Genomic DNA, 12,712 nt, shown 5'->3' on the forward strand with positions numbered 1-12,712 from the left:
CATTCACAGGCTCTGAGGTGCGCAGCCCGAAAGGGCGAAGCCTCGAAGCACGCCGCAACGCTGCTTCTTGCATGGATCAACGCCCGAGCACCCGCCTCGTCCTTCGAGGCCCCTGCGGGGCGCCTCAGGATGAGGCTCTCTTGAACCGCGGCGCCACATTCTTTGACCCCTGTGATTTGCATATGGCATATCAAGGGCCTGCTATTGGGGCGAGGCATCCTCCAACATCCCTCATGGCTGCACGAGAGGCTCCGCCTTCGCCGCCTCGCATTCCGGCAGCCGCACCGGTTTGGCGAGGATCGCCAGCACCTCGGGCTGGGCGCATGCCGGGAAGCCGGCGAGCGGCATTGTCTCGATGAATCGGCTGCGCTCGATTGGGCTGAGGCCGGGTTCGTTGATCATGCTTTCGACGGTCACCTCGGGGTGTTGCTGGAGAGCTTCCATGGCTGAAGCTTTCGCCTCATCGGTTCGACCGAGTGCCGCAAGCGAACTGCTGCGGACCACCCAAGTCCACCTCTGATAGTTGTTCGGCGTCATGCGCTCCAGCATCGTCACCGCGTCCTCATTCCGCCCGGCCATGAAATAGGCAGGCGCGAAGAAGTTGGATGCCCACATCGGATAGTTCGGGTCGAGCCGCATGACCTTGTCGACCATTTGAGCACCGCGTTCCGGTTCACCGAAGCGGGCGGCATAACCGCTGTAAAAGGTCAGGATTTCCGACGAACCCGGGGCCAGGCGAAGGGCCGTGTCGAATTCGGACTTGGCGCGGCCCATGTCGCCCTTATTGGCAAGGCTCATGCCGAACACCGCATGGGCTTCGGCGTCGCTCGGATCAAGCCGCACCGCGCGTTCGGCCACATCGGCGGCCACCTTGCGGTTGCCCTCGGGATCGACGCCGAACACGCCCATCAGATCGTGAGCATGGTAAAGTTCCACCCAGGCCCGTGCCAGCCCCGGGTCCAGCGCGACGGCGCGGTTGAGAAAGGTGATGGCCTCCTCGTCATCGGCTTTGGTCAGCTTTTCGATCTTCTCGGACCCGAGCAGATAGTAATCATAGGCGTTGAGGTTTTCAGGCCGTTTGCGTTTGGCTGCGGCCCGCCCGGCCTCCTGAATCAGCCCCACGCCGCCACCGAGGCGGTTGGCGACCTGCTCTGCGATTTCGGTCTGAACGGCGAAGACGTCCTCGGCGGGCCGGTCCCAATTTTCCGACCAAAGATGGTGGCCGGTTTTTGCATCGATCAATTGCGCCGTGATCCGCACCCGGCCGCTCTGCCGCTGGATCGAGCCTTCCAGGACGAAGCCGACATGAAGCGCATTTGCGACCTGGCGGGCATCCACCGGCTTGCCTTTAAAAACTTCCGTCGAATTCCGCGCCACCACCTCGAATTCGGGAAACCGCGCGAGGTCGGTGATGATGTCCTCGGTCAGGCCATCGGCCAGACGCCCGCTTGCCTCGTCGCCGCCAAAATTGTCGAAGGGCAGCACCGCCACCGATGGCTTGCCGGTCAAAGCTTCCGGCTGCAGGAACCACCAGACCCCGCCGCCTGCCAGAGCCAGCGCGACGATCGCCGCTGCAGCCATCCTGGCCCAGCGCGGTATCATTGCGAGAAGCGGGCGACGCGCCCGTTTGCCGTCAAGCCTCAGCCGATACATCCGCACCGGGCGGCTGATGTTCTTGACCTGCTGCTCGCCGGCGAAATCGAGCGGCCAGTCGAGTTTGCCCTGGAGATGATCATAGGCCGTGCCCGACACCACCACGCCGCCCGGCTCGGCCAACTGCTCCAGCCGCGCGGCGACATTCACCCCGTCCCCATAGACATCGCCATCCACCAAGGCCACATCGCCGAGATTGATCCCGACGCGGAATATGATGCGCTCAGGTCCCGGCAGGCCGGCGTTGCGTGCCGCCACGGCATTTTGAAACTCCGCGGCGCAGGCAACCGCATCCACCACGCTGTCGAAGGCGACGAGCGCGCCGTCGCCCATCAGCTTGATGACGGTGCCATGGCGTTCGGAGATGGCGGGATTGATCAGCTCGGCGCGGATCGCCTTCAGCCGCTTGATGGTGCCGGCCTCATCGGCCTCCATCGCCCTGGAGTAACCGACCATATCCGCCGCGAGGATCGCGAGCAGCTTTCGGTCGAGCGCGGGGGTGGTGCCCATCATCGTTGCCTTGCATGAACATGCAATCGTGTCGGCAGTCTACACCCATCGGAGCTTCCTAGAGCATGATGCCGAAAAGTGTGTGCGGTTTTCGGACGACATCATGCTCTAACTATTTAATTTAGAACAGGATTCAGATTTTAGGCCGGGCGGGCCTAAAATCATCCTGTTCTAGAGCATTTCCGTTTTTCTCCCAATCGCGGAAATGTTCTATCTCTTTGTTTTCACGCAATTCCGGACGTGAAACCGCTACGCATTTTTGCTGGAATTGTTTGACGTTCCTTGTTCGGGACGTTTGAGTAATGGAGTTCAGGCCGACGCGACGAGGTCGGAAGAGCTGGCAGCCTATGTCGAGGGATAGGCTTTGATCTCTCGAAGCGACCGAGTGCATGAAAAGGTTAGCTCTCTCTTGCGTGTGAGCAACACCAATGATCACCGACGGCCCGAACGAGACATCGAATCTTCGCGTCTCGCGGGAGGGGATGACGGGCCGATAGACGACGCGCTTTTCGGAACGCCTCGTTCAGGATTGTCGTCATCCCCGCTCGGATCAGCCGGCGGCGCTCGGTACCGGCGTGTTGAGCAGTTGCTGTTCCCACAGGTATGCGATCCCGCTACCGCCGGCATGCTGCGTGATCACCTCGGTCAAGGCGGCGGCCTGGTCGGTCCGGGCCCAGTCGCGCTGCCATTCGGACGCCAGTGCGATCCAAGTCATCATGTTTGCGCCAGCCGCGATCATGCGCTGGATGGCGACCTCGTGGGCTTCGACCGATGCAGCGCCGGATGCGTCGGTGATGACAGTCACATCCCAGCCTTCGCCGAGGGCTTGGATCGTCGGCATCGCGACACATACCTCGGTCCACAGACCGGCGATGATCAGCTGCTTGCGGCCGGTCGCCTTGACGGCGTCCACCACTTTGCGATCCTCCCAGGTATTGATGAACGTCCGGTCGATCACTTCCTGACCAGGGAACACATCGGTGATCTGGGGGAAGAGCAGACCGCCTCGCGCGGCGATCACACTGGTCAGGATTGTGGGAACGCCGAAGGCCTTGGCGGCCTTCGCCAGCCCCGTCGTATTGTTGATCACCATCTGCGGTTCGTGGCTGTTCACATTCGCGAGCTGGTAGGGCTGGTGGTCGATCAGAACGAGGACCGAATCCTCGGGACGAAGAAGCGAAGCAAGGCCATTGCGAAAAGTCATGAATACATCCTCTGCTGCCGTTGTGTGTGGGGGGTTGGCATGCCGGGTGACACGCGCCGGCAGCGGCGCTGCCTCCGAAACGGACACTGTCATTCCCATTTGCGATACGGTAGTGCTCTCTGGTGCCAAGCTGTGTTGCAAAATAGGGAACACCGAATTGGATATTGAAGAGCTCAGGACCTTCGTGGAAGTTGCGGACGCGGGTGGCGTTACATCAGCCGCGCGCCGGCTCGGCGTCTCCAAGTCAATCGTCAGCCGGCGGCTCGTCCGGCTTGAAGCGGATCTCGGCGTCCAGCTTCTTGCCCGAACCACCCGCGGTGCTGCGCTGACCGAGGCCGGGATCACCTTTCGCGACTATGCGGCCAGGGTCTGCGCCGAGATCGACGCGGCCAGGGAGACGATCCTGCCCGCCGGTGACCTTTGCGGCCGCCTGAGAGTTGCACTGCCGCTTTCCTTCGGCCCGACCCACTTCGCGCCCGTGCTCGCCGACATGGCGCGACGCCACCCCCAGCTTCACATAGACACCTCCTACAGCGATCGCTTCGTCGATCTCATTGCAGAGGGTTTCGATTGTGCGATCCGGGTTGGTTTCCTTCCGGACTCCAACCTGATCGCAAAGCGCGTCGGACCGATTTATGGCAAGCTCGTCGCGAGCCCGGACTATATCAAAGCGAATGGTTCACCTGAGAGGCCGGAGGACCTTGCCGCCCATCAGGCGCTCATGCAGGGAACAGAAACCTGGCAGTTCATGGATGGCGACAGGGTCGTCACGGTTCATCCGCGGGGGCGCTTCAAGGCGGACAACGCCACCGCACTTGCGGCTGCCGCATTGGCAGGTCTGGGCATCGCCTGGATCCCCGACGGCATCACCCATCAATATGTGGCCTCCGGCGCGCTGGTTCCGGTCATGACACGCTATCCTCCGCCTGCGGCCGGCATCTACGTCATCCGCCCGCCGGGTCAGCATCCCGCACGCAAGGTACGGGTCCTCACCGAAATGCTGATCGAGTGTTTCGAACAGGCTCCGCAGTCTGCGGGCGTCGATCGCTGACCCGCGAACGGCACGGAGGCCGGGCACGGTCTCATCCGATGTGGGGGGTGGCGAAGTTCGCCGGCGCTTTTGTCCCGATGTCGGCATACCCTCCTCGTCCTTCGAGGCCCCTGCGGGGCACCTCAAGGATGAGGCTCTCTTGAACCCCGGCGCTACATTCTCCGACCCCGTGATTTGTATATGGCATCGCAAGCGCTTGTTGTTGGGGCGCGGCATCCTCCAACGTCCCTCATGCTGAGGTGCGCAGCCCGAGAGGGCGAAGCCTCGAAGCGCGCCGCAACGCTGCTTCTTGCATGTATCAACGCCAGAGCACCCGCCTCGTCCTTCTAGGCCCCTGCGGGGCGCCTCAGGATGAGGCTCCCTTGGACCCCGGCGCTGCATTCGTCGACCCCCGTGATTTGTGGAATATCTGGCATCCGCCCGCCGACCCTGTCATAAATTGCTGTCATCGAGGGAGGCAGGATGATGCAGAAGAATGCGCCGGACTTCAGCCTTGAGGGCAAGGTGACTTTGGTGACGGGAGCGAGCCGTGGCATCGGGCGAGCCTGCGCGCTTGCCTGTGCCGCAGCAGGTTCCGATATTGTTTTGGGGGTCCGCGATGTCGCAGCGTCGGCGGGACTGGTTGCCGAACTCGAGGGGCTGGGACGGAAAGTCCTCGCTGTTGAACTGGATCTTCCCAACAAGGCCCATATTGCCCAAGCCGTCGATGCAGCGCTTGCTGCATTCGGCCGGATCGATGTCCTCGTCAACAATGTCGGCGTGGCTCCCGGCAATCTCGCGGAACTCGTTGAGGAGAAGGACCTTGACGAGATCCTCGATGTCAACATCAAGGGCACCTTTCTGATGACCCAGGCAGTCGGGCGTCACATGATCAAGCGCAATGGCGGCCGGATCATCAACATCAGCTCGCAGGCCGGCACCGTGGCGCTGCGCGGCGAGGCCATCTATTGCATGAGCAAGGCGGCAATCAATCACCTGACGCGCTGCCTTGCCGCCGAATGGGCGGCCTATAATGTCACCGTGAACACCGTGTCGCCGACTTTCATCCACACGGATGGTACGACACCGTTTCTCTCCGATGCCGACAACCGCAAAGCGACGCTCGATCACATTCCACTCGGCCGGATCGGCGAAACGGATGATGTGGTGGGCGCCGTCGTCTTCCTGGCATCGCCGGCTTCGAGCCTGATCACCGGCGCCAATCTGCTGGTGGACGGTGGATGGTCCGTCGCGTGAGGCCGAGGCTGGTGCAGGGCAGCGCAAATCCTATCCGGACGAAAACGACATTTTCCCCGGATTAGGATCACCTTCCATCATCGGCGAAGGCGATGGCTATCCGCGATCTCTATCAGCATATTTTGGAGAACAATGGGTGTGCCCACGCTGCCAGACTCCCGTGGAAAGTTGCTCCATTGTCAATGGTCGTCATCACTTGAATGAGCTATGAACGATGGTGCTCCCGACGGCGCTTGAATTTCGGATGGTGTTTGAGCCGCCGCTCTCATCGACATAGGTAATCGCGATGCTAGATATAGTGTATGGCTCAGCAGGTCAGACTCAACCAGAAGCCAGGCTCCGAGAGCTGTTGTCAGATTCCGGTCTAAACGGCACACTTTATTTCTCATACCCCCTGTTCGACTCGGTTGAAGGCCAAGTCAGCGCAGATGCACTACTCGTTACGCATGAGCATGGCTTGATCCTGTTCGATCTGACTGCTCCTCCGGTCGATCGCGATAGTTTGGACCATTGGATATCTGTTGTCGAAGACAGGCAGGATGAGATCTATCGGAACATCAGCGCAAAGCTTTATGAAAACAAGGATCTAGTGCGGCGCAGGGAGTTACTCTTGAAGCCTGCCGTGCTCACCTTCTTCCCGGAAGAGCCAGGAGTGGATCTTCCAGATTTACTCCATGCAACACCCGACAGCCTGAAGGGAATCATTGGGGACCAGCCGCCGTTGTCGGATGATGTGGAACGAGCGTTGAATGCCACTATCCAGCGCGTCACAACAATCAAGCCCAAGGTGAAGCGCGATAACGTTGGACGGCCGGATTCAGCAGGCGCGATCGTGAAAGAGATCGAAAAGGGCATTGCAAATCTTGATGCCTGGCAAAAAAAATCTGCCATTGCCTACCCGGAAGGGCCTCAGCGGATACGCGGATTGGCGGGTTCTGGAAAAACCATAGTGTTGGCACTTAAAGCTGCCTATCTCCATGCTCGGCACCCAGACTGGAACATCGCCGTTACTTACTACAGCCGTGCGCTGAAGCAGCAGTTCACCGACCTTGTCCGAAGATTCATGTACGAAACCAAGAAGGACGAGCCTGATTGGTCGAAGATTCATATCTTTCATTGCTGGGGTAGCCGGAACGACCCTGGCCTCTACAGCGAAGCAGCCAAGCAATACCAGGTTGAGCCGATCTCCTGGAAGGACGCTGACCGGCGGTACGGCAATGAAAGCTTTGACGGCATATGTAAAGAGCTGCTGACCACAATAGGGCAGTCTCCAAACCGAAAACAAGTGTACGACGCCATCTTGATCGACGAAGCGCAGGACCTTCCGGTCTCGTTTTTCAGAATCGCATACAGCTTGTGCAAAGAGCCCAAGCGAATCGTTTGGGCTTATGACGAACTGCAAAATCTTGGCGAGTACAGCATGGCTTCTCCAAGGGAGCTGTTCGGAGATGATGATCAAGGGCGTCCGCTTGTGACCTTGAACAATCAGCCAAATCGCCCTCCGCAGGACATTGTCCTGCCGATTTGCTATCGAAATACCCCATGGGCGTTGACCGTTGCGCATGGGCTCGGCTTTGGTATCTACCGGGAAACGGCAGATCCGAGTTCGACGCCCCTTGTTCAAATTTTTGATGAACCAGATCTTTGGACTGACATCGGTTATGAGAGTCTGAAAGGCGAACTGCGGCTTGGACAACCCGTTGCACTGAGACGAAAACCCGAGTGCTCGCCTCCATATTATAGTGATCCTCAGAAGGCACTCATTTCTGCCGATGATGCAGTACAGTTTCACACCTTCGATACGGTCACTGCACAAGCGGAGTGGGTTGCTGCGGAAATCCAGAAAAATCTGACCGAAGGAGAACTCCTTCACAGAGATATCCTGGTTATTGTTCCAAGTGCATGGACATCAAAATCCGAATATGCACATGTCAGCCGTGCACTGCGACAGAGAGAAATATTCTCGCATCTTGTCGGTATTTCATCGAGCCGCGACGAGGTTTTTGTGGATCACAGTATTGCTGTAACCCACATCTTTCGGGCCAAAGGTAACGAAGCGCCGATGGTTTATGTCCTGAATTCGCACGAATGCTACGCAGGACTTCAGCTCGCGAAGAAACGGAACACTCTTTTTACCGCAATTACGCGCTCGCGAGCTTGGGTTAGAGTATGTGGAATCGGCGCTGGAAGCAACGCGTTGACGCAGGAGTACCAAAGGATCAAGGACGAAAAATATGTCCTCGATTTCACATATCCTACGAATGAGCAGATCAAACGGCTGCGGCGTATTCATCGGGATAGGTCTGAGGAAGAACAAAAGAGATTGAACCAAAAGGTTTCAGATTTTTCCGAGATTATCGAATTAATTAAGAACGGCGAGGTTTCCCTAGATTCGCTTCCGCCAGAGTTTCTAAACGAGCTTAGGAACATTGTTCCGAAGGGCTGAATTCATGTCGGCGCGTGAATTCCAGAAAAATATCTCCAATTTTTGCGAGACTCTCCTCGAGCGGAACCTTGCTCTTGGATCGCAATCCCATGTGATACGACGTTTCGATGATGGAATTGCGCGGGTGACGTGGGTACCGAACATGCCGCCAATCACCGAAGAGGGGGAAGACGGCTACCTTCGCACACCTGATCTGGAGCTCTCGGAGTACCTCCGCTGCCTCCGAGCTGGCGACTATTCTGTTTTACTTAATGATGGGGGCCTTATCCAAGTATCACTTGATTTCCGCGGCGACGACGTGATCGCTAGTCGGTTTTGCTACATCCCGTGTGCGATCAAATTTAGCTTGGATGAGATCAGGCTGGACGATGAAATCTATCCGCTAGAGGACTTCATCGTAGAACTGCCGCAGAATGAATTAATTGCTCGGCTGTGCCTTAGGTCACCGTTTCGCTTCGAACATGACCCTCAGAATGTCAGCGAGAAGCATGCTTTGCATCATGTCCACCTTGGAAAATCAGCCTCCAGGATACCGGTGTCATCTGCAATGTGCTGGGATCACTTTGCACGCTTCGTCTTCATCAACTTCTACTCGGAGCAGTTTGATGTCGTGGCAGACATGCTGAAGTTTCCGGTATCATACCGGCCGCGATCCATTACCGAGGCTCACGCGATGGAAGTGCATTTCTCTTTTGACCCTCCGCGCCCTGGCGTAAAGGAGACAGGCAAACGTGCAAGAGACGGCAATAAACGAGCAGGCCGTCGAGATAAACTACCACGATAATGCCGCCACCGGCCGTTCATCAGCGAATAGATTCCCGTCGGCACGGTCTATAAGGCCAAGTGTTTACGGTCGTCGAAACCGGGCAGAAGCCGCGTCCCGGCAGCACTGGCTCGAGACGTTCACGGTGGAACGCTTTCCGATGCCTCTCGATCAGCGGTAACCCTCGCGTCGAAGTACCTTTGACACAAGAGCCTGTGAGCAATTCAGTCGTTCCGCACTTTCATCCTGGCTAAGGCCCTTAAGATAAAGAGCGATGATGTTCGCGTCGCGAGCCTGCCTACGTTCGGCCGCGGTGTTTCCGGTCGGCAGGAACGTTGACGTCTCCGTCATGCCGGGACCTACAAATTGATGAATGACGTTCTGACCGTCGCGACCAACTGCTCTAATTCTACCGACACCGGTTCTTTTGTTTACCGAGACTGAAAATTCTGCAACTCTTCGATTGTCGGAAAGCGATTGTATCGCCGCCATGACGTCGGCCTGCAGGTCGCCTGCACTCGCTGGGACGAGTGCACGCAGAGGCTTCACCGACTTTATTAACTTCCCCATTTTCGATCCCACCCTGCAGAAATAGTAATGGGTTATTATCACTTCTTGCGCTGTCTGGGTAGACCACCAGCTTCATTTTAGTCTGCGGCTGCCAGAGTTTCACTATTCTTCGTGAGGGTTGTGGGCTTCGCGTGCTCGTATGCACCGAGCGCGATGATTCGGTGTAGCCGCTATGCACGAGCGGGCTTTACTAGTTCAACAACGTTAGCCTTGCCACGTAGTTGGAGTCATGGTTTGAGCTAATGGTACTGAAAAAATTCAACGGGAAAGGATCGGCTTGCGCCCCATCTTTGCAATTCGCGCTGCCGGACCCGGAAGCGGCGGGATATTCGCCACTTTAATGCTCGAAGGTTATGGCCGCTGCTTCTGAAAGGTTTCGAAGTGAAAATCTAGGCTCTTTGGGGAAACTTCATCCGCAACGGCTTTGCCGCGAAGGCTCAAATAGTCCGACGATTCAACGCGGTCAGAAACCTCAACTTCCTTGGTTTTGGGGTTTATAGAAATGAGGTGTGCGTCAAATAGCTTGTGAATGTCACTTCTAAGCAAAAGGCCATTTTCCAGCTTGTCGCGGTCGGCAAACCTCTCTGAATATGGAATGATGTGTGCGGCCTCGAGGACCGACAATTCGCTCGTGCCGGTTATCGCGCAGCAGTTGGAGCGCTTATTCAAGAGCGCCTGCCGGAATGCAGTCTGGTATCGCCGCAAGACCACTTGGCGCAGGGCCGTGGTGTCTTCGATCTTCTCTAGGTTCAGGGCTTCATGCGGGTCGGGGCTCAGGTTTTCGTATTCCGCGATCTTGTGGGCTTTTTCCCTGACCGCCGACAGAAGCGAGTCTACGTCGCTATCCAAAATCGGCCAAATGCGGCTATGGCGGCTCGCGTCGATCCTGGAAATGAAACTCCCGTCATCCTTGTGGGCCTCCAGGAGTTCTTTCCCCACAGGGCGATCAAAGAATACAGCATCAAGAATCCGCGCGTTTCGCCCTGACTGCAAGGGGCCAAACTCGATCACGGCAGTTAAACCTCGCCCGCGCTCGCCGTCCTTTTCCTGCTCGTGCAGCCATACGAGACCCAGAAAACCGTTGACTAGAATTTCGTCGGCATAGCGGTTCTCTTTGTGAAGCTCAGGAATGTGGGCTTCGCGGCCGACCCAACTTTCGGTTGACGGCCGAACGCCGTTTTCACCGAATAGCTCGATTGCGCTGGACTTGATGAAGAACTGAATGTCCTGCCGCCGGAACTGATTCACCTTGCTTGCACCGAGTTTCAATCGTTCCTGCGCTGCGGCGATCACATCACCGGAAAACCGCCCGGGGTATTTGAGCACCAAGGCTTCGTAGCTCCGATTTGGGTCGACTTCTTCAAAGCCGGCAGAAGTGTTTAGAACCCGGCGCGAAATCACCGAAATCGCCCCCAATGCGTTGATGTCTCGGGGTTCATATCCGAGGCCCGCCCGCTGACCTTGGCCTCGCTTGACCTCCTGCCAATGATCGTAGACCCGGGCGAGATCGTTTTCCAATGGATCGGTGCTGTCTCTGAGGGCTTTCATGACTTCGGACATGCGGCGTCCTGCTTTCTTCTCTTCGGGGCGAGACTCGCAGGATTTCGGAAAATGTTCCGAAATTCAAACTCAAATCCGTCTTCCAGGCTTGAACCCATCCGACGAAGCGAACCATCGGTTAGTTGCGAGCGCGAGCTTATAGGCCTCCGCACTGCAACTGCCGTCGGCCTCGACCGAGCGTCACTAGCCAAACCGCTCCACCAGGAAATCGATCACCGTTCGCAACATCGCTGTCGGCCTGCGGTTCGGCGCATAGACGAGGGACATCGGAACAGGCTTGTAGGACCATTCCGGCAGCACCTGTTCAAGCCGGCCTTCGGCGATATCGGCGGCGAGCAGCAGTTCCGGCTGAAGCACGATTCCTGCGCCGCTGAGCGCGGCCATGCGAAGTGCTGCCCCCTGGTTGGTGGAGAATTTTCCGGAAATCAACACATCACGCATTTCGTCTCTCGGTCCGACCAGGTGCCAGCGATCCTGCATGCGCCAATAGGAGTGGCCGAGGCAGAGATGGTTGGTCAGAGCCTCAGGCGAGGCCGGCCGGCCATGGCGGGCGAGATAATCCGGCGAGGCAGCGAGTATCCGCCGGTAGGGCGTGAGCGGGCGGGCGACCAGGCTGTCGTCGGATAACGGACCGATATGGATGCCGAGCTCGAAGCCCTCGCCGACGAGATCATGGACATTGTTGTCGAGCGATAGCTCGACGCTGACGTCGGGATAGGCGTTCTGGTAATCGATCAGCGCCGGCACCAGGACCTGCGTCCCGAAGCTGACCGGCGCGACCAGCCGAAGCCGGCCGCGCGGCGCCGATTGCAGCTCGCGCGCCGAAGCTTCGGCCAGCGCCACTTCGGAAAGCGCCCGTTTGCAGCGCTCGTAATAGAGCTGGCCGACCTCTGTCAGCTGATGGCGGCGTGTGGTGCGATGGATCAGTTTCGCCCCGAGCCGGGTCTCGATGGTCTTGATGTGCTTGGCGACCATGGCAGGCGACGCTTGCGCGATCTCCGCGGCGGCCGCGAAACTGCCGTTGTCGATGACCCGGACGAACATCGCCATGCCGGCCAGCTTGTCCATGATTGCCTACCTGTTGGTTTCGAATGACGATACCTGCAGCCTATTTATCAACCTTAGCATTTGCAACATGGTGGTCATGCCCGCGCCAAAGGCGACGGATTTGCCAACATACCCAAGGAGAAAACATGCCCATTCTTCACCTGCAGATGCATCCCGGCCGCACCGACGATCAGAAACGCGCCTTCGCCCGCGAAGCGACCAAGGCCGCCGTCGAAACGCTGGCGTGCCCGCCGGAATCGGTGGAAATTCTGATAACGGAGATCGCCAAGGATTCCTGGGCGGTCGGTGGTAAGCTGAAATCCGAGGCTTGAGAGACGCCCCGCAGGCGATGGAAGGAGCGAAGGGCGATAGTGAAAGTCGTGCCGTGTGGCCCCCTCATCCGACCCTGCGGGCCACCGCCTGGGGTTGAACCACGGGTCTCAACCCGTCCTTCGGACCCCGCTGGGGAGAAGAGTTGCCCAGTCTTTGATGCGTCTGGGTAAATCGGGCCGAGTTTGGGCGAGAAGCCAACCCCACTCTCCGTCGTCCTCGGCCTTGAGCCGAGGACCCACGCCACGACTGCTGGCGGATGCGGCGTGGATCCTCGGCACAAGGCCACTGCTGTCCGGTTTAAATTTAGTGGACATGGTGCACGGTGTTGATTCTACTCAT

At 58.1% G+C, this 12,712-nt stretch carries 9 protein-coding genes; 5 read left to right on the plus strand and 4 right to left on the minus strand.

Going from position 1 to position 12,712, the window contains the following annotated elements; all coding sequences use genetic code 11:
• Nucleotides 1-231: 231 nt before the first annotated feature.
• Together RCCGE510_RS05855 and RCCGE510_RS05860 are read right to left on the minus strand one after the other, a co-directional pair.
• Nucleotides 232-2,163, minus strand: a complete 1,932-nt coding sequence (locus tag RCCGE510_RS05855) for an adenylate/guanylate cyclase domain-containing protein (RefSeq protein ID WP_007628077.1) — start codon at nt 2,161-2,163, stop codon at nt 232-234.
• 550 nt (nt 2,164-2,713) lie between these two features.
• The gene (locus tag RCCGE510_RS05860) at nt 2,714-3,367 is read right to left on the minus strand and encodes a hydrolase (RefSeq protein WP_007628078.1); all 654 of its coding nucleotides are present in this window, start codon (nt 3,365-3,367) and stop codon (nt 2,714-2,716) included.
• A 157-nt stretch (nt 3,368-3,524) separates the two neighbouring features.
• On the opposite strand from RCCGE510_RS05860, the gene RCCGE510_RS05865 reads away from it, so the two are divergent.
• From RCCGE510_RS05865 to RCCGE510_RS05880, 4 genes are all read left to right on the plus strand, one after another.
• Entirely contained in the window at nt 3,525-4,418 is an 894-nt protein-coding gene (locus RCCGE510_RS05865; RefSeq protein WP_007628081.1) for a LysR family transcriptional regulator, read from the plus strand.
• 465 nt (nt 4,419-4,883) lie between these two features.
• Complete coding sequence (locus RCCGE510_RS05870) at nt 4,884-5,654, plus strand: glucose 1-dehydrogenase (RefSeq protein ID WP_037077904.1); 771 nt, start codon at nt 4,884-4,886, stop codon at nt 5,652-5,654.
• A gap of 286 nt (nt 5,655-5,940) precedes the next feature.
• Nucleotides 5,941-8,100 (plus strand): ATP-binding domain-containing protein, encoded by a 2,160-nt coding sequence (locus RCCGE510_RS05875; RefSeq protein ID WP_007628085.1) that lies wholly within the window; start codon nt 5,941-5,943, stop codon nt 8,098-8,100.
• 4 nt (nt 8,101-8,104) lie between these two features.
• Nucleotides 8,105-8,884 (plus strand): DUF2290 domain-containing protein, encoded by a 780-nt coding sequence (locus RCCGE510_RS05880; RefSeq protein WP_007628087.1) that lies wholly within the window; start codon nt 8,105-8,107, stop codon nt 8,882-8,884.
• Between the two features lie 900 nt (nt 8,885-9,784).
• Here the strand turns inward: RCCGE510_RS05880 and RCCGE510_RS32875 are convergent.
• Nucleotides 9,785-10,993 carry an HNH endonuclease gene (locus tag RCCGE510_RS32875; RefSeq protein ID WP_007628089.1) on the minus strand — a complete coding sequence of 403 codons (1,209 nt, stop codon included), beginning with the start codon at nt 10,991-10,993 and terminating at the stop codon, nt 9,785-9,787.
• A gap of 183 nt (nt 10,994-11,176) precedes the next feature.
• Nucleotides 11,177-12,061: a LysR substrate-binding domain-containing protein gene (locus tag RCCGE510_RS05890; protein WP_007628090.1), complete on the minus strand. Its 885-nt coding sequence runs from the start codon at nt 12,059-12,061 to the stop codon at nt 11,177-11,179.
• Between the two features lie 98 nt (nt 12,062-12,159).
• Here RCCGE510_RS05890 and RCCGE510_RS05895 point away from each other — a divergent pair, with 98 nt between their 5' ends.
• Entirely contained in the window at nt 12,160-12,372 is a 213-nt protein-coding gene (locus RCCGE510_RS05895; RefSeq protein WP_081525676.1) for a 4-oxalocrotonate tautomerase, read from the plus strand.
• Nucleotides 12,373-12,712 lie beyond the last annotated feature (340 nt).

It is taken from the genome of Rhizobium sp. CCGE 510 (assembly GCF_000292525.1).
Lineage (GTDB): Bacteria > Pseudomonadota > Alphaproteobacteria > Rhizobiales > Rhizobiaceae > Rhizobium.